Raw genomic sequence first — 25,273 nt, 5'->3', positions numbered from 1 at the left:
ATGCAGCTCATGCAGAAAACGAAATCAATCTGAGCACAAATAATGAAAACGCCTATTCAGGTTAAAAAAATTTTCACTTTCTGCGAAACATTTTCTGAAAAGGAGCGTCTTATAAAAGACAAATAAATTAGGACTAGGTCTTAATTTTTGTTAGGTGAGAGCCGATATGAAAAGTAAGAAAATTTGTAAATAGTTTTATTTACTGGTGAAAAGCAGGTGTTAACATTGATTCAAAGCTGGATTGGAAAACAAATGAGGGAACCAAAAGGCTTGTTCTCAAAATGGGTTGCCCGCTATATGGAAAAAAATCATCATAATATCAATGAATGGACGATTCAACTCTTAAATATACAAGAAAATGACCGAATTTTAGAAATTGGGACTGGAAGAGGCATCACCTTATCAAAGGTAGCTGAAAAACTTGACCGCGGAAAAGTATATGGAGTGGATGCCTCTCGCCATATGATTAAATATGCAAAAAGAAAACATAAGAAGCTTGCGGAACAGGACAAAGCCGTCATTACGCTTGGTAAGGCTGAGCAATTACCTTTTGAAGACAGATCATTCAATAAATTATTTACGGTGCAGACGATCTATTACTTGAAGGATATTGAGCAAGTCATGAAGGAAGTGTACCGCGTCCTTCAAGTGGATGGAGAAGTATTTTTATCTTTCCAAAAGCAGGAGCTGATCAACGAACAAAAACGGTCAACATCTTTTTCATCGTACAGTGAAGAAGAGATCAGCCGTCTGTTTTCAGCATATCACTTTAGAGAAGTCTCGGTTTATCACTATGATACATACATCTGTATCAAAGCCTTAAAATGATGAAAATATTTCCCAGGTAATGAACAAGCACTCAAAAAAGAGGCTCTTCGTCAGAGGAGCCTCTTTGCCTGCAATAAAAAAAGGTTCTTCATCAGAAGAGCCTTTTGTATGTGATATAGGCGCCAGCCAGGTGTGTAAGGAATGATAGTATATATAAGGAATTTGTTTGTCGATTAAGGATACCTGTCTGGCTTATTTCTTATATCGACACCGTTCTGCAAAAGTTTAGCTTTTTTTTCAATATTTTCTTTTTTATTTCGCTGAAAGACACATTTTTCTTTCTCACATAGACATGTGCCTCCTTATTTTTCACATAATGTGCTGTTTGAAGAAGGAAATTGCTTAAGAAATAGAGAAAATTGTAGAGACTTCATTTTTAAACAAAAGGGAGGAATGAAATCATGTCGGGAAACAAAGGTGTCGTTTATAAAGGAGCAGGAAAAGTAGCAGTTGAGGATATTGGATACCCTGATTTGGTCTTAAAAGACGGCCCGGGTGTACCTAAAGCCAATGTGGGGCGCAAATGTGAGCATGGCGTCATTTTAAAAGTAGTGACGACGAATATTTGCGGAAGTGATCAGCACATGGTGAGAGGGCGTACGACTGCACCTGAAGGACTTGTCCTTGGTCATGAAATTACAGGTGAAGTCGTGGAAGTTGGGCGAGATGTGGAGTTTATTCAAAAAGGAGATCTCGTGTCCGTTCCGTTTAATATTGCATGCGGACGCTGCGTCATGTGTAAGGAACAAAAAACCCATGTGTGCTTAAATGTAAACCCGGACCGCCCAGGCTCTGCCTATGGATATGTAGATATGGGCGGATGGGTTGGCGGCCAATCCGAGTATGTCATGGTTCCATATGCAGATTTTCAACTGCTCAAATTTCCAGACAAAGATCAAGCGATGGAAAAAATACTTGATCTCACGATGCTTTCCGATATTTTCCCGACAGGTTTTCATGGTGCTTATACGGCTGGAGTAAAGCCTGGTTCGACCGTATATATTGCAGGTGCTGGGCCAGTAGGTCTTGCAGCAGCACATTCGGCTCAGCTTCTTGGCGCATCTGCTGTGATTGTTGGAGATCTGAATGAGCAAAGACTGGAACAGGCAAGAAGCTTCGGTTGTGAGACGATCAATCTACGAAAACATGATCGAATCGGCGAACAAATTACGAATATTTTAGGGGAGCCAGAAGTTGATTGTGCCGTCGATTGTGTCGGCTTTGAAGCTTCGGGTCATGGAGACCAGGGAGAAGCACCAGCAACTGTTTTAAATACGATTATGGATATTACCAAAGTTGGCGGCAAGCTTGGAATTCCAGGGCTTTATGTCACAGAAGATCCAGGAGCAGTGGATGCCGATGCAAAAGTCGGTTCTCTGAAAGTGCGAATTGGACTTGGCTGGGCGAAGGCTCATACCTTTGTGACAGGTCAAACCCCTGTTATGCAATATCATCGCAGTCTAATGAAATCCATTTTAAGCGGCAGAGCACAGATCGCTAAAGCCGTCAATGCGACCGTCATTGACCTTGATCAAGCCCCTAAAGGATATAGTGACTTTGATTCGGGTGTGGCGAAGAAATTTGTCATTGACCCGCACGGGATGCTTTCTCGATAATTTTTAACATGAAAGGAGCCGCTCAATAAAATGGGACGGCTCTTTATTGTGGAAAATCACATAGAATATACAAATCCATTTCAAGGGGGAGGAATTAGATGAATTCAGATCAAGCCAAAAGAAGGGTTGTAGAACAATTTGGGAGAAATGCAGAAAAGTATGTGACGAGTCAAACTCATGCAAAGGGAGCAGACCTGGATCTAATTGTTGAATGGACAGCTCCAGAAGAAAGCTGGATCGTCCTCGATATAGCAACTGGTGGCGGGCATACCGCAAAAGCATTGGCTCCATATGTGAATCAAGTATTTGCGACGGATTTAACAAAAGAGATGCTTTCGCATACATCACTTCATTTAAAAGCGTATCCACAAATTTTTTATGTAGTAGCGGATGCAGAAAGCCTTCCTTTTTTAGATGGCACATTTGATATGGTCACATGCCGAATTGCAGCACACCATTTCCCGCACCCTGAACAGTTTGCCAAAGAGGCATCTCGCGTATTAAAGTCAAATGGTCTGTTTTTCTTTATTGATAATGTTTCGCCAAATGATGAAGAGCTTGCACTATTTATCAATGAGCTGGAAAGATTGAGAGACCCAAGTCATGTGTCCTGTCTATCTAAAGAACAATGGCGGGAATTGTTTTATAAAGAGGGAATAAAAGAAGTAAGATCAATGGAACGAAAAAAACGTTACCCTTTTCAAGAATGGGTCAAGCGAACAACAAAAACTTTAAAGGAAGAAGAGATCGTTACAAAATACATGTTAGATGCTAACGAGAAAATAAAGCAATATTATAGATTGAACATGACAGAGGATCAAATAGAATCAATAGAGGTGGATGACTGGATTGCTCTTTTCAGGAAAGGGTAAAAGTAAATCATTCATACGAGTCATTGAAAGGAATTAATCATATGCTACATTTTAAAGGGAAAACAGTCATCATCATAGGCGCAGCCAATGGTATTGGTTTCTCAATAAATGTTTAACAATAAAGAGCCACTCCATAAATGGGACGGCTCTTTATTGTGGAATTCACATTGAATATACAATACATATCAACGAAAGAGATACTTTCTAAGGTTTCTTCATAAGGTCCTTGATGATAAATAATCTCATAGAACCCAGCTGTTTTCATTCTTGCTGACGGTCATATAGACGACAAATAGGCAGCCTACATCTCCAGACTCCTCATTTAAGTCATCTTCTTTTGCATACACAATACCGTATTTTAACCCCAAGTTTTTTAAAAAAATGAGTAGATTGCTCGTAAAGTTTCTCCGTTGGTACCGACCAACCTATTTTCTCGTCGCTTTACATAAGAGGTTTAGCTGATAATTATTTCTTCGAATATATTTTTCATTTCTTTCTTTACTCTAGAGTTACTCCATACTTTACACTATTTCTTGTACTTAACATGACCTAACATTCGACCACTACTAACTTGGCTTGGTAAATGGTTGGGTTTCTCAATGAAATGGAGTAATAAGGCGGAAGGTTGGATTCGAAAACGGAGTCTAGACCATTTTTAATCAGTTTACAAGAAAGGGTTATTTAGAAATGACAAAACTAAATCAACAAATGACATTAGCACCTGTACCGCAGGACGAGCTAGCAGCATTTAAGGCAGAATTACAAGAGGCATTTATGAAAGGGTTACAAGATCGTTTTACAGATGCGGAAGATCCGGCAGAAATGGGACCAATCCCGTCTGAGGAAGATTTCAATCATTCACTTACTGCTAAAGAATCGGTTGTACGTCAACTTTTACTAAACGCCGAAAGAATTGGTGGTGTTGTATTGAAAATGAATAACGAAACCCAGCGAAACGAAGTGGATTTCCTGTATACAAGGGCAAATGCACATGGCAAAGGTCTTGGCACTAAAATGTGGGAAGCGATAGAAGCAGCGTTCCCAGAGACGAAGGTTTGGGAGCTGCACACACCATATTTTGAAAAGCGTAATATTCATTTTTACGTGAATAAATGCGGCTTTAAAATTGTTGAGTTTTATCACCAAGGCAACCCAGGACCTAATGTTGAAGGCAAAGAGCCGGAATCGGATGAAGAGTATGAGTTTTTCCGTTTTGAAAAGGTCATGACGAAAGTGAGCAGTAAATCATAATGCAAGGGAAAATCTCACAGCTTTGGATTTTGATGAAGCGCAGTCAAATGGCGAATAGTCAATTAGTTCTTTTATTTTTTATAAGTATCGTAGAGGTGGCAGCTGGACTTGCTGTGCCACTACTCACAATGAAGCTTATTAACCAAATTTCAGATACTGGTTTTGCATTAACATCACTCTCTCCAGTCATTGGTGTTTTAATTGTACAGGCGATGCTTAGTGCCGTTACATTTTATATGATGCGTCGTTTAGGTGAAGGAGTTGTCGCGAATTTACGCACAGAAGTATGGGAGCATATGCTGCATTTACGATTAACATATTACGATGCACATGAATCTGGCGAAACGATGAGTCGAATTACGCAGGATACAAACGTCGTAAAGGAGTTTGTAACGGAAAAGCTCGTATCGTTTGTGTCAGGGCTTTTTGCGATACTTGGTGCAATCGTTGTTTTATTGTGGATTGACTGGAAAATGACGCTGCTGCTACTGATCGCCGTACCACTCACAATTTTTGTGACGTATCCGCTAGGAGAAAAAATGTACGCGATTTCGAAAGCCAATCAAGATGAGTTGGCAGGATTTGGCGGACGATTAGGAAGAATTTTAACAAACATTCGCCTTGTGAAAGCTTCACAAACAGAGCAGCAAGAGCTAGCAGGCGGAGAAAAGCAAATTCAGCAGCTGTACAAGTATGGATTAAAAGAAGCAAAAATTGTTGCGATTCTTTCACCACTTATGACACTGCTCATGATGGTTGTGATCATTGCGATTTTTGGGTATGGCGGTTCACAGGTTGCTTCAGGTGCCATTAGTTCTGGCGAGCTTGTGGCAATCATGATTTATTTAGTACAAATTATTATGCCATTTACACAAATGGCGACATTCTTTACTGATTTACAAAAAACACTTGGCGCAACAGAGCGTATTGTCGAGGCTTTAGATGAGAAGCGTGAAGTCCAAGACGGTAAACCGGTAACTGCTGCGTCACAGCCGATTCATTTTGAAAATGTGTCGTTTAAGTACAACGAAAAGTACGTGTTAAAAGGTATGACGTTTACGTTAAAGCCAAATGAAACAACGGCCTTTGTCAGCCGAAGTGGAGGCGGGAAAACGACCATGTTCTCCCTTATTGAACGTTTTTATGACGTGTCATCAGGTGCGATACTGTATGGCAAAGAAAACATTGAGCAATTTAACTTAACAGAGTGGCGTGGGTTGTTTGGCTATGTAAGTCAAAATGCACCGTTATTAAACGGAACGATTCGTGACAACGTCATGTACGGGACGAATGGAGCAAGTGAACAAGAGGTACTTGGCGCATTAAAAGCAGCCTATGCCTATGATTTTGTCATGCAGCTGGATAAACGCCTCGATACAGAGGTTGGTGAAGGAGGTATTAAGCTTTCAGGTGGTCAAAAACAGCGTATTGCGATTGCTCGTGCGATTTTACGAAATCCGAGAATCTTATTACTTGATGAGGCGACATCGAACTTAGATAACGAATCAGAGCGTGAAGTGCAGCTTGCTCTTCAAGCGTTAACGAAAAACCGGATGACGATCATCATCGCCCATCGGTTATCCACGATTACAAGTGCAGACCAAATCCTTGTCTTTGAAGATGGACGCTTGTCAGGTCAAGGCACACATGAAGAATTACAAAAAACACATCCGTATTATCAACAGCTTTGGCAAAATGGTCGTTTAACTGAAGATTAAACGAAAATGTTTCGAGTCAGTTGCTTTCGTGTATTCTTTGGGACAGAACAACATCCTACTTCCTAAATCTTAATCATTTTATATATTCAATTAGATTCTAAATAACAACAAATCAAGAGATGGACGACCTTTGATTTCGCTATAATACGCTTTTTTCTTATCTACGATAAATGAGAAATCAATTACTGCTCAATTTTACGAAGCAGGTGACCTCTTTGACCAGTTGATCTAGTCATACAAATTCAGTTTTGTGCCGAGATTCCTCAAAATGATATGATAGACGACAACATCTCATGGAGAAAGGATTGGATGAATGATGAATTTTCAACATAAAACCGTCATCATCACAGGCGCAGCCAATGGTATTGGTGAAGCGATCGCCTGCGGTTATGCAAAAGAAGGGGCGCGTGTGGTGCTTGCGGATATAGATGAAGAGAAGGGGAAGCGTTTGGAGGAGCAGCTGAGAAAAGAGTCCTTTGAAGTTTATTTCATTAAAACAGATGTGAAACAGGAGAAGGATATTCAGCGCTTAATGTCGTTTGCGGTGGAGCACTGCAAAACAATTGATATTCTTATTAATAATGCCGGCGTCATGTGCACAGCATCGCCTTATGAGTTAACGGTCGATGAGTGGGATCATGTGCTGCATACAAATGTAAGAGGGACTTTTTTATGCGCTAGAGAAGCAGCACGTTACATCAAAGAGAATCCAAACGGCGGTTCCATTGTGAACATTTCATCTACCCGTGCGACCATGACAGAGCCCTATACAGAAGCATATGCTGCATCAAAAGGCGGCATTTCCGCGCTTACTCATGCCTTGGCAGTTTCTTTTAGTCAGGATCACATTACGGTAAATAGCATTTCCCCTGGATGGATTGAAACGAAAGATGAGAAAAGTCTTCGAGAAATTGACCATCAGCAGCATCTTTCCAATCGAGTCGGCACGCCAAAGGATATTGTGAAAGCCTGTTTTTATTTAACAGATGAAGACAATCAATTTGTGAACGGCACAGATTTGGTTGTTGATGGCGGCATGACTAGGAAAATGATTTATGCGGATTAACATGAAAAAAACATTGACGCTTTGATCGAGGCGCAGTACAATATGTAACAATTCAGCTGAAGATCGTGATGAAAAAAAGACAAAGCGCAAATAGAGAAGAGTACATCATAGCTGCCCCACACAGAGAACTCCGTGAAGCTGAGAAGGAGCTGGGAAGCATGATGGAACCAAGCCTCTTAGCTCTGCACCGGATTCCCTCGGATGGTGGTGCAGCGAACTTCTCCCGTTACAGAGAAGGGTGAATGATCACCCGCTAAGGTTCATCTGGCAACAGATGAATGAACTGAGGTGGCAACGCGGAGTAAATCCCGTCCTCAAGACAGACATGTCTTGGGGGCGGGATTTTTTTATGACAAATAGGGGGGACAATGATGAAAAAACATTGGCGGGATATGAGTATTTTACTTGGAGCCATCGGGATCGCGAACATAGGAGAATGGATTTATATGATTGCCCTCCATCTGCTTATTTTTCAAGAAACGGGCTCTGTACTTGCTGTAACAGCAGTTTATTTGCTAAGACCGGCTGCTGCTCTTTTGACCAATAGCTGGTCCGGCAGTTTGATTGACAGGCTGAATCAGCGGAAAGTGATGATCAGTTTAGATATTACCCGTGCTCTGCTCATTGCATGCATCCCTTTTGCCTTATTTTCAGGACATCTGCTCATTCTGTATGTCATGGTGTTTTTCATACAGATGGCACAAGCGATGTTTCATCCAGCGTCGATGGTGTATATGACAGGACTCATCCCGGCGGATAACCGAAAACGGTTTAATGCCATTCGCTCTTTATTACAATCCGGTGGATTTTTACTTGGGCCCGCAGCAGCAGGTCTGCTCTTTCTCATCGGGACGCCTGTTCTTTCAATTTATGTAAATGCCATCTGCCTGTTGATATCTGCACTGTTAACGATGTGTTTACCGAATTTGCTCAAAACAGATGCTGCCCAAAAGCGGTTTTCCCTTTCAATGTTAAAAGAGGATGCAAAGCTTGTTCTGCGTTTTAGTCTGACGTCACGCCAGATCATGACGGTATATTTATTATTTAGTGCGGCGATAACGGTCCTTCCTACGGCCATAGACTCACTTGAAACAGCCTTTGCAAAAGAAGTATTGATGCTGACTGATACACAATATGGCCTTCTTGTCAGTATAGCTGGAGCGGGTATTATCGCAGGGGCAAGTCTTAATTCGGTCATTGTCGAAAGGCTGTCAGTTTCGCTGATGCTTGGAATCGGCAGTTTGTTTGTGGCGTTTGGCTATCTTATTTATGCATTTTCCAGCAGTCTAGTTGCAGCCGCCGGTGGATTTTTTATATTAGCCTTCTTTTTAGCATTTGCGAACACAGGCTTTATGACGTTCTATCAAACGAATATTCCTGTAGAGGTGATGGGGAGGGTAGCCAGCTTTTATGCTTTGGTTGAAGCCATTCTGACGATGGCCATGACAGGAATATTTGGCGGACTCGCTCATATTTTATCGATCAGAATCTCCGTCATCATTGGGTGTATATGTATGCTTCTAATCTGTCTATTGTTATGTTTTGTCATCTTTCGTCTATTGACTGTCAAAAAAATAGTGCATCCTACTTAGAAAATTAAAAAAATTATGTTATCATTATTTAAGTAAGTTAATTAAATTGATGAGAAAAGGAGTCTTACAAATGAAAGCACTACGCTGGCACGATAAAAAGGACATTCGACTAGAGGAAATTGATGAACCAACAGTTGCTCCAGGAAAAGTGAAACTGAAAGTAAAATGGTGTGGCATTTGCGGTAGTGATTTACATGAATATTTAGGCGGACCGATCTTCATTCCTGTGAATGAACCTCATCCACTTACAAAAGAAAAAGCACCAATTACACTGGGACACGAGTTCTCTGGTGAAGTTGTTGAAGTAGGAGAAGGCGTGAGCAATTATAAAGTAGGCGATCGAGTGGTTGTTGAACCTATTTTTGCAACTCACGGCCATCAAGGTGCTTATAACTTAGATGAAAACATGGGCTTTTTAGGGCTTGCCGGAGGCGGCGGTGGATTCTCTGAATATGTATCAGTCGATGAAGAATTACTTCATTTATTACCAGACGAAATCTCATATGAGCAAGGCGCGCTTGTCGAGCCTTCTGCGGTTGCTTTATATGCGGTTCGTTCTAGTAAAGTACAAGCTGGGGATACAGCGGCTGTGTTTGGCTGCGGACCAATTGGTTTACTTGTCATTGAAGCATTAAAAGCAGCTGGTGCTACTGATATTTATGCAGTTGAATTATCAAAAGAACGTCAAGAGAAAGCAAAAGAGCTTGGAGCGATCATTGTAGATCCTTCTCAGTATGAAGATGTTGTTCAAGAAATTGCTAGCCGCACAAACGGTGGCGTCGATGTTTCTTTTGAAGTGACAGGTGTACCTGTTGTATTGAAGCAAGCAATCCAATCAACTAGAATTTCAGGCGAAACAGTCATTGTAAGCATTTGGGAAAAAGGCGCTGAAATTATGCCGAATGACATTGTCATTAAAGAACGTACAGTAAAAGGAATTATCGGCTACAGAGACGTATTCCCATCTGTATTAAACTTAATGAGAAAAGGCTATTTCTCTGCAGACACACTCGTCACGAAAAAAATCAAGCTGGACGATGTGATTGAGGATGGCTTCCATGCATTAATCAATGAAAAAGATCAAGTGAAAATTTTAGTCAGTGCTGAATAAGTAAGATAACAAAGAGGATGGCATAAGCCATTCTCTTTTTTTATGTGATCAGGTCATTTTCATAATGAGAGCTGCGGTTGAATAGTGATAAGTGAAAAGATGTTTTTGATAAGGGAGATGACATCATGTTTTATCACATCAAAGAATTGCAATATGAAGCAAAGCCCTCAAAACCTGATCCGCTTTACGCGAAAAAGCTGCAAGAAGTATTAGGCGGTCAATATGGTGAAATCAGTGTAATGATGCAATATTTATTTCAAGGCTTTAATTGCCGGGCAGACCAAAAATATAGAGATCTGTTATTTGATGTTGGAACCGAGGAAGTTGGTCATGTCGAAATGCTGGCAACGATGATCGCACGTTTATTAGATAATGCACCCGTCAAAGACCAAGAACAGGCGTATCAAAGTGATCCAGCACTTGCGGCTGTTATGGGCGGAATGAACCCGCAGCATGCAATTGTTGCCGGTTTAGGGGCGATGGCAGCGGATAGTCAAGGGTATCCTTGGAATGCCAAGTATATCATTGCAAGCGGAAATTTAATGGCTGATTTCAGGGCCAATTTAAATGCAGAATCACAGGGCCGTCTTCAGGTGACAAGACTTTACGAAATGACAGATGACCGCGGCGTCAAAGATATGCTCTCCTTCCTCATTGCTCGTGATACATATCATCAAAATATGTGGCTTGCGGCAATTAAAGAATTAGAAGAGCGAGAAGGGGATGTCGTCGTACCAACCACCTTCCCTCGTTCATTAGAAAAACAGCAAGTATCCTATGACTTGTTTAACTTCTCAAGAGGGGAAGAAAGTAAGCAAGGCAGATGGGCACATGGTCGCAGTATGGATGGAAAAGGAGAGTTCAGATATATTTCTGCTCCTGTCGTTTTCGGCTCTGCACCAAAGCTCAAACCCGCACCAAAAGAACTGTTTAACACACCAAAAAAGGGTGAATAAAAAAGTCGATCAGGTTTTTGTGCCTGATCGACTTTTTAACGTCCGAGAGTTCTTCCGTATACGCTGACACGTTTCTCTAATAATGCAAAGGCTAATTCAAAGACAATGCTCAGCATCCAATAGATCAAAGCAGAGACGAGATAAGTTTCTAAAAACTGATAGCCGTCATTTGCAATGATCCGGGAAATACCCATGATTTCGAGTACCCCAATTGTAAACGCAAGAGATGTCGCTTTTAATAACTGAACGAGCTGATTGCCTAGGTTTGGTAAGGCCACAACAAATGCCTGCGGTAAAATAATGCGTATCATCGCCTGACGTGTGGTCATGCCTACAATTTTTGCCGCTTCAAGCTGCCCTTTGTCTACTGCCAGAAGTGCACTTCGGACCACCTCTGTTAAATGAGCGGCTGAATGCAGGCTGAAGGTAATAAGGGCAACGGCTAATGGGGAGACCATATCCGGGTGAAAGGTCAGCCCAAATGTGCCGCTCATGTTACTTAGAACAAAAGGAAGCCCATAAAAGAAAGCGAACAGTTGAACAATAAGAGGCGTACCTCTAAAAAAGGAGACGTAGAGCGTAACGAGCTGTCTGAGTACAGGGATGCGAAAGAGACGAATGAAAGCAAAAACAGATCCGATCACAAGACTCACAGCCATGGAAACTAGTGCAATTAATAAGGTGAAAGGAACACCTTTTAGAATATGTGGTACTTGGTCAATCGCAAATGGAATATCAATGGTTTGCATCAAATCGCCTCCTTAACGTGACAGGCTGGTGCGGCCTTTTACAAATTTCTTTTCAAGCAGCATGGTGACTAGTTCAATGCTCATACAAATGAGCCAGTACACAATCGCAATGATCACATACACTTCAAACATGCCGATTCCATAGTTATTTCCTAAAATGATCTTCACCTGTCCCATCATATCGATGAGCCCGATCGTAAAGGCAATCGCCGTGTCTTTCACAAGATCAATGGTGTAATTTCCGAGGTTTGGCAGGGCAATGAGAAAGGCCTGCGGGATAATGATCCTGATCAAGGCCTGTGTATCTGTCATCCCAACAATGTAGGCGGCTTCCAGCTGATCTTTTCCAACTGATGAATACGCACTGCGAAAGACTTCAGATAAATAAGCGCCCGTATGTAAAGAGAACGTCATCATCACAAATAACACGCGATCCCAATGATTGATTTGAATTCCTGCCACAAGTAAAAGCTGAGGAAGTCCAAAATAAATTAAGAATAACTGAACAATTAATGGCGTACTTCGTGTAAAAGATAAATAGACAACAGCCAATTGCTTCAGTACTGGGATTTGTTTTATACGAATGCATGCAAATAAGAGCCCTATTATGATGGCGAAAAACAATGACACCGCAATTATGAGAAAAGTGAGTGGCAGGCGTTCAAGCACCTGTAAAAAGATCCGAAGCCAATCTCCAGCTGTAAACGTCATGACGCTTCCTTCCTTTCTTCATATTGATAGCCTTGCTCTGAGATGTAGTCAATATCTTGAAAGAAATCAACCCCAAACCACTTTTTCGCAAGCTTAGGCAATGTTCCATCATCAATCATCTCTTGTGTAACCCGGTCCAAATCTGCTGCAAGCTGCTTCTCACTTGGCTGTAAGACAAGATAGATCGGCTCCTTTGACACGATCCCGCCCACTTTGACCTTCAGGTTCAGATGCTTTTGAATGGTATCAAAGGTCGAAATATTCATAAAAGCCGCATCGGACCGTCCGCTTTCAACACGCTTTAAGTTGAGTTCATTTGAAGGGCTTTCAATGGTTGTCAGCGGAATATCTGGATCATGTTCTTCATTATATTGATTTAATATTGAACGCAATCCGCCGCTGGGACTGACAGGAGCGAGCTTTTTTGATGTCATATCGTCAAGCGATTGAATATCCCGGTTTGATTCATTCACAATTAATCCTGTCATCGAATAGCCGTACGGAACTTTAGGGTAAAGAAACCGTTTTTCACGTTCAGGGTTACTGAAAAACCAATTAGCTGCCATTTCAAACTTCCCCGCGCCAACACCAATTAAATTGGATTCTTCTTCGCCAAAGATGTAATCAAAATGTATGTGCGGAAGTCTTTTTTCCACTTCATTTAAATAATCAATGTTATAGCCAATCGGTTCGTTTCGGTCATTTGTGGCTAAAAAGGGTGGATTGACCTCTGCGCTCAGTGCGACTTTCACAATTTGTTTTCCATCATCTGTTGTTGTTTTCACACTGCTGCAGCCAATCAGAGAGAGGAGAATCAGAAGGACACCAGCTGTCATGAATGCTGTCTTTTGCTTCATATGTCTTCCTCCGATCTTTGCCACATTCCGCGATGAATCCTGGATAAAAATTGTTTTGTTCGTTCATGCTGAGGCTTCAAGAGGACGTCTTCTGGTGAGCCTTTTTCAACGATTTCCCCATCTGCCATAAAGATCACCGTATCCGCTACGTCTTTTGCAAACGAAATTTCATGCGTCACAATGACCATCGTCATCCCTTGGCTCGCAATATCTTTGATCATTTCAAGGATTTCTCCGACCATCTCTGGGTCCAGTGCGGACGTTGGTTCATCAAACAAAAGCACCGCAGGATTCATCGCAAGAGCGCGGGCAATTCCAATCCGCTGCTGCTGACCGCCAGATAATTCACTCGGAAATGCATCCTTTTTATGTAGCAGTCCAATCCGCGATAAAAATTGCTCTCCAACCTTTTCTGCTTCTTTTTTAGACATGTTTTGGGACACAATCAATCCCTCTGTAATATTTTCAAGTGCTCGTTTATTTTGAAACAAGTGATAATGCTGAAATACCATGGAAGATTGCTGCCTTAGTTTTAAAAGATCTTTTTTATGATATCGTTCAAATTGAATCGTGACTTCTCCAACAGTCAGCTCTCCTTTGTCTGGAATATCGAGGCTGTTTAAACTGCGGAGAAGTGTTGTTTTTCCTGATCCGCTCGGTCCAATAATTGCGACCACTTCACCTTCTTGTACGGTGATATCAATGCCTTTTAACACATGGGTCTGCCCATAAGATTTATGTAGATTAGTAGCTGAGATCATAAAAGCATCACGTTCCTTTGACAGATGTACTTAATATTGATAAAATTTAACACATTAAATCCTATAAGTAAAGTGTGTTTTATTTATTCCGATTGGAAAAATGAGATATCATAGATTGTGAGAAACAGAGGAGTTGGATACGTTTTGTCTAAAGCATTATTTGTCGATACCGATTTTCAAAAAACATGGCTCAATCAGCTGGAATCTCTTCGTGAAACGATCGAACAAAACGCAAAAAAACATGATGAAGGCGCTTATTTTCCTAAACAGAATATCGAATCATTAGTAAACATGGGATATACAGCCCTGTCTCTTCCCGCTGAATATGGAGGCGGGGGTCAATCTGTAACGGATATGGTTCTATTTCAAGAAACGCTTGGCAGCATGGACGGAGCGACTGCCTTATCAATTGGCTGGCACCAAGGAGTTGTTGGTGAAATTTATGAAAAGAAACTATGGAATGAGAAGCAGCTGCAATTCTTTGCGGAAGAAGTGAAGAAGGGTGCCCTTGTCAACCGCGCTGTAAGTGAGGCGCAGACAGGCAGCCCAACAAGAGGCGGTAAGCCTGGGACGACAGCGATGAAATCAGGTGATCGCTGGGTGATCAATGGACGTAAAATTTTCACAACGATGTCACCAGCTCTCACATACTTTTTAGTCGGCGTATGGATTGAAGAAAAAGAGTCGATGGGATTTTTCTTAATTCACCGTGATACAGAAGGTGTTTCTATAGAAGAAACATGGGATGTTGTTGGCATGAGAGGAACAGAAAGCCATGATTTAATCTTAGATCAAGTTGTGGTTTCAGATGACATGCTTGTTGAAGTGCAAAAAGGACCTCGGGGCGGTACGTTAAACCCTTGGATCGCACATATTCCTTCCTGCTATTTAGGAATTGCACAGGCGGCAAGAGACTATGCTGTTCAGTATGCCATCACCCATTCACCGAACAGTATTAGCGGAACGATTAGTGACCTGCCGAATGTCCAAACATTGATTGGCGAAATTGATTTACTACTAAAGCAAGCACGCCACGTCATTTATTCGACGACAACATTGTATGAAAAGCCTGAGAAAAGAGAGCTGTTAATCAATGAATTCGGTGCTGTGAAGCATACAGTCGTTAATCATAGTCTGCAAGTGGTTGATAAAGCCATGCGTTTAGTCGGTGCAAAAAGCTTGAGCCTTGGCTGTCCGCTTCAGCGTTACTATCGAGATATTCGTGCCGGGCTCCATAACCCGCCAATGGATGATATGACGATTTCAAAAATCGCGAGGCAGGCCATAGAAGAGAAAAAAGAAAGCTAATCTGATCAAAAAGCCGGATGAAACCGGCTTTTTTTATTTGGCAGAAAAGAGGACAAGCGTACCTTATGTCTCATCGCTCAGGCATGCTACAATCGATACAAATCATAGGAAAAGGAGCGGTTTTTTTGAAGAAAAAGCATATGAAATGGCTGTTTTCAGGCTTCATGTTGATGGCACTTTGTATCGGCCAGCCTTCATCAAGTGAGGGAACATCACCAGCGTGGTCAGTAGATGAATTCATGAAAGACCGGGAAGGCACATTTGTCATCCAAGAAGTAAAAGAAAAATCGCCATGGGCGTATAACAAAAAAAGAGCGAACAAGCGCTTTGCCCCACAATCAACATTTAAAGTGGCAAATGCCCTCATCGGACTCCAAACAGGCGCAGTGAGAGATGAATATGACATCAAATATTGGGACGGAGTAAAAAGAGAGATTGATAACTGGAATAAGGATCATACACTGGGCTCTGGCATGAGAGATTCAGTCGTCTGGTACTATCAAGCCATGGCGCGTGACATCGGAGAAGAACGCATGAGTCATTGGGTGAAAGCCATTCATTATGGGAACGAAGACATATCTGGCGGAATCGATCAATTTTGGTTAAGCAGTTCGCTGCGCATTTCTCCAGTAGAACAAGTCCATTTCCTCAAACAGCTATATGAAGAAAGTCTCCCATTTGACCTATCTGTCATGAGAACCGTCAAACGAATGATGATACAAGAAGAAAAGAAACATGCCACCCTATACGGAAAAACAGGCTCCGGCTCAGGCATTGGCTGGTACGTAGGTTTCATCAAACATGAAAACAAAACCTATATCTTCGCCACAAATATCGAAGGCACCGGGCTAGAAGCAAAAGAAATTACCTATCGTATTTTGAAAAAATATCATTTGATTGAAGCATCCGTTTAGGGTGCTTTTTTTATATATAAAAGGTGATATTTTGATAAGATGATGATATATGGTTTAGTTTTAGGAAAATAATAGTGAAATCACTTGAGTGTTGTAGAAAGGGGGCTTTTGCTTGAACCAGCCTGAGCACTTATTTATTCGTTCAGAAAAAGAATTCAAGTTCTATCAGAATTTAGTGGATCATGTATTTGAACAAAATAAAAGGCTGCCGCAACAAGTCTTCCGTAAGAATTTTGATTGTTTTTTGTTTCAAGAGTTTGAGTGGGCATTAAGTGATGATATTTTACCTACAATCAAGGATTTATTAAATTCAACAAGTGATAGAGAATTTTTGACCGCAGTCCTTAAGCCAGATCCAGTTGATTATTATTTTAAGGAGTTTGGTTATTACAATTGGCTGAAAGCGAGTGTGAACATTTCCGGTGAGGATTATGTAAATGCACTATGGACGCACCCAAAAGGTTCTATAGCGGATAATATAATTACGAACTCAAACATAGTGGTTTGGTTATCCCGTTCTTTGCAGTGGGCGATTCTAGCAGATAGAGATTTGGAAATTTGTGTAATAGGTATGGTATCAAAAAAAGATTGTCCCCAAAATATTTTATTAGAAAAAGAATGGAAACCACTGGATCATCCCGTTTTAGCAAATTGGTTAGAACTGTTATTGAAGGATCAAAAAACATTCAATGAATATTTCAGTCAATTGCTATCAAATTATTCGTAATGTTACTTGTGGTTTAAATTGGGAAGTATCAATTACTAATGATAGACAAAGAAATGATTATCAGTAATGTCTATATATAAAGGGAGCATAAGGCCATGAACATCAGCCAAGATAAAACAGCATTAATCAATGATTTGAAGCAGCGCTATCAATATTGTTTTCATTCAGATTACCCTGAAGAGATCCTATCTTTTGAGGAGGAAACTGGTCTGTGGTCCGATGATTTTTATGAATTTTTCACTCTTGTGACAGGCAGCTTAAGTTATGTGATCGATCATAAACGAATTCCAAAAAAACAGCTAAACGTGCTGCGTCAGTCATTTGAAGAGCAATATCCTCAAATCAAATCGTTTCAACACATCCTTGAATCGTATCCTTTATTACATTCCTATATCCAGTACCATGAAGAAACAAGAAAACGAATCATTGCATTTATAAAATAACCTCTTGGAGGATAAGCTATGACATTGGTTTTTAGATGAAAAATCCAGAAACAAATCCCTGGTTTCGATATCAACCCTCTAGAGCAAATCAATGAATTTCACCACTTTAAGGAGTATAATAAATATTACGACTTGACCAATTGTTTTGCACGTGCACATCCCATATGAATTTAGTATTGATTGAATCGTGCTAGTTTCTCTACATATCTGCTACTCATGCTTCCCCATCCCAACACAGAAAGGTGCAATGACATTGAATCGAATCATGAAATGGCTCTTATTTGCGGCGGTCATCGCTGGTTTATTGGTATGCGCATTCTTTGTGTTCCGTTTCAACCAGCCTAAGCCGACAACCAATATCCATTATGCAGACACACAAAATAAACAGCAAACACTCGATATGTATATGCCAAAGGGCAAAGATGAAGACAAAAAGAAGAAGCATCCTGTGATGATCTATCTCCATGGCGGAGGCTGGACAGGCGGCGATAAGAATAGAGTCGCTTCAAAGGCTGATTATTTTACAGGTCAAGGGTATGTGTTTGTTTCAATGAATTACAGGCTTCACCCTGATGCCAACTATGAGCAGATGGCAGATGATACGGCAAACGCCATTAAATGGGTGAAGGATCATGCGGATGAATATCAAATTGATTCATCAAAAATCAATGTCATGGGTCACTCAGCGGGCGGTCATTTGACGGCGCTGGTTGCCACAGATTCGACCTACTTAAAACGTGTGGGGCTGTCGCCAAAAACGATCAATTCCATTGTTGTTCTAGACGGGCCGTTAAACCTCAATCAATTTATACAAGCCATCCCATCGTACAAAAAAGTCTTTGGCAAACAAAAGGAGAATTGGACAAAGGCATCACCTGTCACTTATATGAATCAAGCGAATGTACCGCCTGTCTATTTGGTGACGGGCTGGGAAAATCCTGAGGTGTACCGATTTGCAGAAAAACTAAATCATGATAAAGGCTCTCGGTTTGTTTTTCGGGTTCATACGCTAAGCCATAGTGACCTGAACAAATGGTTTGGATCAGACAGAGCGCCAAAAGAAGCACAAAAAATGACAGAGGCTGTGATGGCTTTTGTCAAAAAACAAAATCAATAACGAAGACCGTATGCTCGGGCAATTCTTTTTGCCGCAGTATAATGATAAAGTGGTTTGAAATTAAAGGAGTGTATGTCGTTGTCATCACGAATGGAAAATAAAGTGTTCAATTGCGAAAAAGAGCTGACGCTGAATATTATCGGCGGTAAGTGGAAAATGCTGATTTTATGGCACCTTGGCAGAGAAGGGACAAAACGTTTTGGTGAGTTAAAGTCGTTAATGCCAGGGATTACGCAAAGAATGCTTGTCAATCAGCTAAGAGAATTAGAGGAAGATCACATTGTGCACCGGGAGGTTTATCCTGTCGTCCCGCCAAAGGTTGAGTATTCTCTCACAGAACTAGGAGAAAGCTTAATGCCGATTTTAGAGGCGATGTATGATTGGGGAAAACAATATCTCGACAGCAATTTTTTAAAGGATGATAAATAGAAAGATGACCGATTGTAGACAAAGGGCTAAAATAACTTTATTTTAGCCCTTTGTCTTCTTTTCAGCGTGCCCTGAAAACCTTTGCAGTCTAGGAAGGACGAGTACCGGAGCGGAGCGAATTGAATATTCGTGAGCACCGGAACGCAGACTTGACAACGAATGCGAGGGTTTGTCCGCGCGCTGAGATACTGCCCAAAAGACAGTATCTTTTTTGTAACCATATGCGGAAAAGTATAGTATGTAAAAAAAAAGTGCGTACTTACATTGCGTCATTCCTGTTGTTATACTCATTTCATCATTCAAGATGCATCATCCGCGGAGCTCTTGAAGATGAGATGAAAAACGGGAGTGAAAGTTGATGAAATTACAATTAGCATTAGATTTAGTGAATATACCAGAGGCGATTGAGCTGATCAAAGAAGTAGAAGCATCCATTGATGTGGTCGAAATTGGGACACCTGTTGTGATTAACGAAGGGCTTCGTGCTGTAAAAGAAGTCAAACAGGCTTTTCCGAATTTACGTGTACTCGCTGATCTAAAAATTATGGATGCTGCCGGTTATGAAGTGCAGCAGGCATCTGAAGCAGGAGCAGATATCGTCACCATTCTTGCAGCGGCAGAAGATATGTCCATTCAAGGAGCGGTGAAAGAAGCGAAAGCAAGAGGAAAAAAAATTTTAGTTGATATGATTGGCATCAAAGATATCGCAGGCCGTGCAAAAGAGGTGGATGCGTTTGGAGTCGATTATATTTGTGTGCATACAGGCTATGACCTGCAAGCGGTTGGTCAAAACTCATTTGCTGATCTTATGACGATTAAACAAGTTGTCAAGCAGGCGAAAACAGCGATTGCAGGTGGAATTAAGCTTGATACGTTACCTGAAGTCGTGAAATTAAACCCTGATTTAATCATTGTAGGCGGCGGTATCGCAAGCCAGGACAATAAAGCAGAAGTGGCTGCACAAATGAAGCAGCTGATCGCACAATCATGAAAACCAGCGACTATGTGAAAGCCATTTTAAATGAGCTTTCTGATCATTCGTCTGCCATTCAAGACGAACAAGCAGAGCGCCTGGTCACAAGTATTTTATCTGCACAAAAAGTCTTTGTGACAGGTGCAGGCAGATCTGGCTTGATGGGAAAATCGTTTGCGATGAGACTTACGCATATTGGCGTCAAGGCATATGTAATTGGAGAAACGAATACGCCTTCCTTTACAGAAGAGGATCTTTTGATTGTGGGGAGCGGCTCTGGCCGTACAGAGTCTTTACTGGTCCTTGCAAAAAAGGCAAAAGCAATTGGCGGAAAAGTGGCAGCGTTCACGCTTTCTGCTGAGTCACCTTTAGCTGATCTATCGGATGAAGTCATCTTATTGTCAGGTGCACCGAAGGATCAACAGGATGGAAACCATCATACCATTCAGCCAATGGGTTCACTATTTGAGCAGTCGCTTCTTCTGACATACGATGCGGTCATTTTAAGGTTAATGGAAATAAAAGAGCTCGACACACATACAATGTACGGTCACCATGCAAATTTAGAATAGTCATTTTCAAAGCCTTTCCTTTCTTAGAAGGAGAGGCTTTTTCATTTCAACCAAGATCAGAATCTTGACATCTTCTATTTGGTGTAACTATAATTGTTACATCGTTGAAGAAAAAGCGTAAACACGGAAGGAAGATGAACATGAAAGTACAAATTTGGTCAGATATCGCCTGTCCTTTTTGTTATATAGGAAAAAAACAGCTGGAAACAGCGCTAGAACAATTCCCAGAGAAGGATCAGGTAGAGATAGAGTTTAAAAGTTTTGAGCTTGATCCCCACGCACCTGTTGATGTCGATCATGACGTTCATGATATGCTCGTCAAAAAATATGGCATGAGCCGCAGCCAGGCCATGGCGATGAATGAGCAGGTGAAGCAGGCCGGCAAAGAGAAAGGAATCGATTTTCAATTTGATCCGCTCGTGTTGACAAACACCTTTGATGCCCATCGATTGGCGCAATATGCTGGTCAAATGGGGAAAGGCGATTTCGTTATGGGAGAGCTGTTTCAAGCGTATTTTACAGATGGAAAGCATGTTGGGGACCGTCAAACCCTTTTAGAGATTGCAGAAAAAGCAGGTCTTGATGTGAAGGAAGTGCAGCAAGTTTTGGACGGCGAAGCATTTGCCGATCATGTCCGAAAAGATGAACAAGAAGCGAGACAGTTTGGGATCAATGCTGTTCCGTTTTTCTTGATCAATGACAAGTATTCAGTTGCAGGTGCGCAGCCAGCCGATACGTTCCTGCGTGCACTTGAAACAGCTTGGAAAGAGGAAGCAGCTCAAGCAGAGAAAGCTCCTGACAATGCGTTTGAAGCGGCATGTGCAGATGGCGTATGTGCGGTGCCTTCCCCTAAAGAAGAGGCGTAATAGATATGTTCCCTATCTTTTTATAAGATGGGGATTTTTATTGTTTAAGGATGAGGGGAAACCCATGTCTTTCATTTCAGCGATCCGACCCATTCACGCCTTATGCTGGAATCTAAAATAAAATGAGCCACTTGGAGTAGGGGCTCATTTTATTCGTTTGATCGTTTCACCTGGAACCAATTCAGGCTCGTAAAACGTTTGATCAGGGAGATTCTTTTTTCCTTGTACTTTTTTAATCATCCAGTCTGCTGCATCACGGCCCATTTGCTCCTGAGGATGGGTCAGTGTTGTCAGCTTCACATGGGCATTTTTCTGGGCGATATACGAATTATCCTGTCCAATAATCGAGAGATCATCTGGAATGGACAGCCCGATTTCGCTGCATACATTGGCGACTTCTAAACCCACCTCATCGTTATAGCAAACAAGGGCAGTCAGCTCATGCTGGTGCGCCATCAGGAATGTGTGAATTTGCTCCCCCAAATGCTGCTTCGATTCTGTATCGAAAAAGAGCACATGCTCAGGCAGGAAATTAAGCTTAGCTTCACCTAACGCTTGAATATAGCCCTTCATCCGATATTTTCCCTGTAAATCATCTGTTTTTGAAATAAGTCCAATTTGTTGATGACCCGAGGTGATCAGCTCTTTTGTGGCTAAATAGCTGGATTTTACATCATCTAAACAGAGAAAAGGAACCTCTAGCTGCTCATAATAGGCATTGATCATAATGAGCGGTACATCCTGTTCTTTAAAGGATAAGTAGTACGAAATGTTTGGATTATATAAATTGCTTTTCGTCGGCTCGACAATAAGTCCGTCTACACCAAATGACAGCATCATTTCCAGCGCTTTTTTCTCCTGCTCAACATCGTTATTTGTACTTGCCAGTAACAAGGAATAATTCTCTTCGTTTAATCGGCTTTCAATGCCTCGAATGATAGAAGGAAAAATGTAATCGGATATGTATGTTGTAATGACCCCAATCGTTTTCATATGTGCATGTCCCGCAGGTTTTGTTTGATATTGATTGGTCACAAATGTGCCTGAACCTTTTTCGCTGCGCAAAAATCCTTCGCTGGACAATTCCAAAATGGCTTTTCGAACTGTATGTCTGCTTACTTGATACATGTCTTGCAGGCTTGATTCGGTTGGAATACGCTCCCCGATCCGATAATCCCCTGTGAGTATTTTGCTTTTTATATCATCAATAATGATCTGGTACTTCTTTTTCATCGTTTCACTTCTTTCTCAGTTGATCATCTACTCGGATTGAGAAGAAATTGTATGGACATATTTTAACATGGTTGTCGGATCAAAAACAGGCGCTTCCCTTTTCTGTTATGACCCCTTCAGAAAAAATGAAAGTTTTTGTCGCATTATGTATGTACAACTATATTTATTATTGACATATGTACGTACAAATATTATATTGTGATTGTACCAGAGAATCAATGAATCTCGAAAAAGAAAATTGAAACCGCTATCAAAAATGGGGGTGAACGTAGAGTGGATCACAAAGAGACGGCCAAAGCCTTGAAAGAAGGACGGACATCTTTAGGCATTGAATTTGGTTCAACACGAATTAAAGCAATTTTAATAGATGAGGAATTTCAGCCAATTGCACAAGGTGCATATGAATGGGAAAGTTTTCTCGAGGATGGAATATGGACGTACAACTTAATTGATATCATTACAGGTCTGCAAGTGTCGTATCGAGAGATGAAAGAACAGGCCGAGCAAAAGTATGGTGTGACCATTCAAACCATTGGCTCAATCGGGGTATCAGCGATGATGCATGGCTATGTGGCATGTGATCATACAGGAGAGGTTCTCGTTCCGTTCCGAACATGGCGGAATGCAACGACCATCGAGGCGAGTCAAAAGCTGACAGACGTATTTCAATTTCATATTCCAGAAAGATGGAGCATTGCCCATTTGTATCAAGCGGTATTAGAAGATGAAAAACATCTATCCCGATTAGAATATATGACCACTTTGTCAGGATATATTCACTGGCTGTTAACCGGAAAGCAGGCCATTGGTATTGGCGATGCGTCAGGGATGTTTCCGATTGATGAACAAACGAAGGACTACAATGAAGAAATGCTCCAGCAATTTGAAGCATTGATTGCAGAAAAAGGCTATCCGTGGAAGCTTCGCCACCTTCTGCCGCGTGTCTATTTAGCAGGCGAAGAAGCTGGCGTGTTAACGGCAGCAGGGGCAGCCATTTTGGATCAAGGAAAACATTTGCAGCCAGGCATTCCATTTTGCCCGCCGGAAGGTGACGCTGGAACGGGCATGGTGGCGACAAACAGTGTAGAAAGACGGACGGGGAATATTTCTGTTGGGACGTCGGTTTTTGCCATGATTGTGCTGGATCAGGATCTAAAAGGTGTGTATCCAGAAGTAGACATGGTCACGACGCCGGATGGACTGCCAGTTGCCATGGTTCATGCAAATAACTGTACAAGTGACCTAAACGCTTGGATGAATATATTCAGAGAGGCATTTGAAGCACTTGGCCTGCAAGTGGAGTCAGAAAGGTTATACGAATCCTTATTGCAGCAAGCTTTAGAAGCAGATCGAGATGGCGGCGGACTCTTAAGCTATGGCTATTACTCTGGTGAAAATATTACGAGACTGCCAGAAGGAAGACCTCTTTTTGTCAGGTCTCCTGAAAGCCGCTTTAATCTTGCTAATTTCATGCGCACCCATTTGTTCTCTGCTTTTGGTGCTATGAAAATAGGCATGGACCGATTAAAGGAACAGGAACATGTATTGATTGACCGCTTACTAGGGCATGGGGGATTATTTAAAACACCGCTCGTTGGACAAAAAATGGTTGCCGCAGCGCTGAATACACCTGTATCAGTCGTTTCAACAGCTGGAGAAGGCGGTGCGTTTGGGATGGCTGTCCTTGCTTCATATATGGTCCATCATCAGCAGCAAACATTGGCTGAATTTCTCACCCATCGCGTATTTGCCCATACATCAGAAGAGCTCATGGAGCCCGATCCACTCGATGTCAAAGGCTTTGACGAATTTTTAAAGCGCTATCAAAATGGGCTTGCGATTGAAGAAGCGGCGGTAGCACATCTGATGCCAACGAAAGGAGTGACGACGGTATGCTAGATCGCTTAAAAGAAGAAGTGTATCAAGCAAATTTAGATTTGCCAAAATACGGACTTGTGAAATTTACATGGGGTAATGTCAGTGCATGTGATCGTGACAGTGGTTTGTTTGTGATTAAGCCGAGCGGCATAGCGTATGACCAACTATCAGCAAAAGATATGGTCGTGGTGAACTTTGATGGTGAAGTGGTGGAAGGAGAATTGAGTCCTTCGTCAGATACAGCTACACATGCAGTTCTTTACAAATACTTTGAGGAAATTGGCGGCATTTCACATAGCCATTCCATGTGGGCAACCGTTTGGGCGCAGGCAGGACTTGATTTACCAGCAATGGGCACAACACATGCCGATACATTTTACGGTGCCGTTCCGTGCGCTCGTTTTCTAACAGAAGAAGAAGTCAATCGGGGTTATGAGGTAGAAACGGGCAAGCTGATTATCGAAACGTTTGAGAAAAGAAACCTAGATGTGATGGCGGTGCCGGGTGTATTGCTTCAAGGGCATGGTCCATTTACATGGGGGAAGGATGCTAAAAGTGCGGTCACAAACAGTGTGATTTTAGATGAAGTCGCCAAAATGAATCTTTTTGCCAAGCAATTGAACGAATTTGCTGAGCCATTGCCGCAGCGAATTTTAGATAAACATTACTTAAGAAAACATGGAAAGCATGCGTACTATGGACAAAAACCTTCAACATAAAGAAAC

General features: G+C 41.6%; 25 protein-coding genes, 1 pseudogene and 1 other annotated feature. Of the genes and pseudogenes, 20 read left to right on the top strand and 6 right to left on the bottom strand.

From position 1 onward, the window contains the following. Positions 1-225 precede the first annotated feature (225 nt). The 5 genes from MHB67_RS12090 to MHB67_RS12070 all read left to right on the top strand — a co-directional run bounded on the left by MHB67_RS12090 (position 226) and on the right by MHB67_RS12070 (position 6,285). Positions 226-828: a methyltransferase domain-containing protein gene (locus MHB67_RS12090; RefSeq protein WP_024427897.1), complete on the top strand. Its 603-nt coding sequence runs from the start codon at positions 226-228 to the stop codon at positions 826-828. A gap of 401 nt (positions 829-1,229) precedes the next feature. Next, positions 1,230-2,444, top strand: coding sequence for a formaldehyde dehydrogenase, glutathione-independent (fdhA, locus tag MHB67_RS12085; protein WP_024423097.1), 1,215 nt, complete (start codon positions 1,230-1,232; stop codon positions 2,442-2,444). Between the two features lie 98 nt (positions 2,445-2,542). Beyond that, complete coding sequence (locus MHB67_RS12080; RefSeq protein WP_342492536.1) at positions 2,543-3,316, top strand: methyltransferase domain-containing protein; 774 nt, start codon at positions 2,543-2,545, stop codon at positions 3,314-3,316. Positions 3,317-4,003: 687 nt separating this feature from the next. Beyond that, positions 4,004-4,567, top strand: a complete 564-nt coding sequence (locus MHB67_RS12075) for a GNAT family N-acetyltransferase (RefSeq protein WP_122631826.1) — start codon at positions 4,004-4,006, stop codon at positions 4,565-4,567. Continuing rightward, complete coding sequence (locus MHB67_RS12070) at positions 4,567-6,285, top strand: ABC transporter ATP-binding protein (RefSeq protein WP_122631827.1); 1,719 nt, start codon at positions 4,567-4,569, stop codon at positions 6,283-6,285. Before MHB67_RS12075 ends, MHB67_RS12070 begins: the two co-directional genes overlap by 1 nt. A gap of 99 nt (positions 6,286-6,384) precedes the next feature. Here MHB67_RS12070 and MHB67_RS12065 read toward each other — a convergent pair. After that, positions 6,385-6,580, bottom strand: a pseudogene (locus tag MHB67_RS12065) (IS5/IS1182 family transposase); the annotation flags it as partial. Between the two features lie 21 nt (positions 6,581-6,601). Between MHB67_RS12065 and MHB67_RS12060 the strand changes: the two are divergent. The 4 genes from MHB67_RS12060 (at position 6,602) to MHB67_RS12045 (ending at position 11,010) form a co-directional block, all read left to right on the top strand. Then, positions 6,602-7,351: an SDR family oxidoreductase gene (locus MHB67_RS12060; RefSeq protein ID WP_122631842.1), complete on the top strand. Its 750-nt coding sequence runs from the start codon at positions 6,602-6,604 to the stop codon at positions 7,349-7,351. A gap of 78 nt (positions 7,352-7,429) precedes the next feature. Next, positions 7,430-7,670 (top strand) — a binding site (T-box leader). Between the two features lie 52 nt (positions 7,671-7,722). Continuing rightward, positions 7,723-8,943 carry an MFS transporter gene (locus MHB67_RS12055; protein ID WP_342492535.1) on the top strand — a complete coding sequence of 407 codons (1,221 nt, stop codon included), beginning with the start codon at positions 7,723-7,725 and terminating at the stop codon, positions 8,941-8,943. Positions 8,944-9,013: 70 nt separating this feature from the next. Then, complete coding sequence (locus tag MHB67_RS12050; protein WP_342492534.1) at positions 9,014-10,054, top strand: 2,3-butanediol dehydrogenase; 1,041 nt, start codon at positions 9,014-9,016, stop codon at positions 10,052-10,054. Positions 10,055-10,179: 125 nt separating this feature from the next. Continuing rightward, positions 10,180-11,010 (top strand): manganese catalase family protein, encoded by an 831-nt coding sequence (locus MHB67_RS12045; RefSeq protein WP_342492533.1) that lies wholly within the window; start codon positions 10,180-10,182, stop codon positions 11,008-11,010. A 35-nt stretch (positions 11,011-11,045) separates the two neighbouring features. On the opposite strand, the gene MHB67_RS12040 is transcribed toward MHB67_RS12045, so the two are convergent. The 4 genes from MHB67_RS12040 to MHB67_RS12025 are packed head-to-tail and all read right to left on the bottom strand — an operon-like array spanning position 11,046 to position 14,112. Then, a complete protein-coding gene (locus tag MHB67_RS12040; protein WP_122631830.1) occupies positions 11,046-11,759 on the bottom strand; it encodes an amino acid ABC transporter permease in 714 nt (237 codons plus the stop codon). A gap of 12 nt (positions 11,760-11,771) precedes the next feature. Continuing rightward, complete coding sequence (locus MHB67_RS12035) at positions 11,772-12,470, bottom strand: amino acid ABC transporter permease (RefSeq protein ID WP_342492532.1); 699 nt, start codon at positions 12,468-12,470, stop codon at positions 11,772-11,774. After that, positions 12,467-13,327 (bottom strand): amino acid ABC transporter substrate-binding protein, encoded by an 861-nt coding sequence (locus MHB67_RS12030; RefSeq protein ID WP_133744237.1) that lies wholly within the window; start codon positions 13,325-13,327, stop codon positions 12,467-12,469. Before MHB67_RS12030 ends, MHB67_RS12035 begins: the two co-directional genes overlap by 4 nt. Next, on the bottom strand, positions 13,324-14,112 hold the full coding sequence (locus MHB67_RS12025) for an amino acid ABC transporter ATP-binding protein (protein ID WP_342492928.1): 789 nt from the start codon (positions 14,110-14,112) through the stop codon (positions 13,324-13,326). Before MHB67_RS12025 ends, MHB67_RS12030 begins: the two co-directional genes overlap by 4 nt. A gap of 120 nt (positions 14,113-14,232) precedes the next feature. Between MHB67_RS12025 and MHB67_RS12020 the strand changes: the two genes are divergently transcribed. The 9 genes from MHB67_RS12020 (at position 14,233) to MHB67_RS11980 (ending at position 21,437) form a co-directional block, all read left to right on the top strand. Next, positions 14,233-15,396: an acyl-CoA dehydrogenase family protein gene (locus MHB67_RS12020; protein ID WP_122631834.1), complete on the top strand. Its 1,164-nt coding sequence runs from the start codon at positions 14,233-14,235 to the stop codon at positions 15,394-15,396. Positions 15,397-15,521: 125 nt separating this feature from the next. Then, the gene (gene blaBPU / locus MHB67_RS12015) at positions 15,522-16,310 is read left to right on the top strand and encodes a BPU family class D beta-lactamase (RefSeq protein WP_342492531.1); all 789 of its coding nucleotides are present in this window, start codon (positions 15,522-15,524) and stop codon (positions 16,308-16,310) included. Between the two features lie 112 nt (positions 16,311-16,422). Further along, a complete protein-coding gene (locus MHB67_RS12010) occupies positions 16,423-17,037 on the top strand; it encodes a hypothetical protein (RefSeq protein ID WP_285709031.1) in 615 nt (204 codons plus the stop codon). 95 nt (positions 17,038-17,132) lie between these two features. Then, positions 17,133-17,480: a YxiJ family protein gene (locus tag MHB67_RS12005; RefSeq protein WP_122631836.1), complete on the top strand. Its 348-nt coding sequence runs from the start codon at positions 17,133-17,135 to the stop codon at positions 17,478-17,480. A gap of 247 nt (positions 17,481-17,727) precedes the next feature. Next, positions 17,728-18,597, top strand: coding sequence for an alpha/beta hydrolase (locus MHB67_RS12000; protein ID WP_213404627.1), 870 nt, complete (start codon positions 17,728-17,730; stop codon positions 18,595-18,597). A 90-nt stretch (positions 18,598-18,687) separates the two neighbouring features. Continuing rightward, positions 18,688-19,026, top strand: a complete 339-nt coding sequence (locus MHB67_RS11995; RefSeq protein WP_034646559.1) for a winged helix-turn-helix transcriptional regulator — start codon at positions 18,688-18,690, stop codon at positions 19,024-19,026. A 358-nt stretch (positions 19,027-19,384) separates the two neighbouring features. Beyond that, on the top strand, positions 19,385-20,017 hold the full coding sequence (gene hxlA / locus MHB67_RS11990) for a 3-hexulose-6-phosphate synthase (RefSeq protein ID WP_213404628.1): 633 nt from the start codon (positions 19,385-19,387) through the stop codon (positions 20,015-20,017). Further along, positions 20,014-20,571, top strand: coding sequence for a 6-phospho-3-hexuloisomerase (hxlB, locus tag MHB67_RS11985; protein ID WP_024423079.1), 558 nt, complete (start codon positions 20,014-20,016; stop codon positions 20,569-20,571). Before hxlA ends, hxlB begins: the two co-directional genes overlap by 4 nt. A 140-nt stretch (positions 20,572-20,711) precedes the next feature. Continuing rightward, on the top strand, positions 20,712-21,437 hold the full coding sequence (locus MHB67_RS11980) for a DsbA family oxidoreductase (protein ID WP_024423078.1): 726 nt from the start codon (positions 20,712-20,714) through the stop codon (positions 21,435-21,437). 144 nt (positions 21,438-21,581) lie between these two features. On the opposite strand, the gene MHB67_RS11975 is transcribed toward MHB67_RS11980, so the two are convergent. After that, positions 21,582-22,670 (bottom strand): GntR family transcriptional regulator, encoded by a 1,089-nt coding sequence (locus MHB67_RS11975; RefSeq protein WP_024423077.1) that lies wholly within the window; start codon positions 22,668-22,670, stop codon positions 21,582-21,584. A 273-nt stretch (positions 22,671-22,943) separates the two neighbouring features. Between MHB67_RS11975 and MHB67_RS11970 the strand changes: the two genes are divergently transcribed. Next, positions 22,944-24,569 (top strand): FGGY-family carbohydrate kinase, encoded by a 1,626-nt coding sequence (locus tag MHB67_RS11970; RefSeq protein ID WP_342492530.1) that lies wholly within the window; start codon positions 22,944-22,946, stop codon positions 24,567-24,569. Next, the gene (locus MHB67_RS11965) at positions 24,563-25,267 is read left to right on the top strand and encodes an L-ribulose-5-phosphate 4-epimerase (protein ID WP_122631122.1); all 705 of its coding nucleotides are present in this window, start codon (positions 24,563-24,565) and stop codon (positions 25,265-25,267) included. The genes MHB67_RS11970 and MHB67_RS11965 overlap by 7 nt, the downstream gene beginning before the upstream one ends. The last annotated feature ends 6 nt before the right edge of the window (positions 25,268-25,273 follow it).

This window comes from Bacillus sp. FSL H8-0516, from assembly GCF_038635285.1.
GTDB classification, from domain to species: Bacteria; Bacillota; Bacilli; order Bacillales; family Bacillaceae; genus Bacillus; species Bacillus safensis.
The sequence above is the reverse complement of the archived record's forward strand: the minus strand, read 5'-3'. Positions and strand labels throughout refer to the sequence as shown.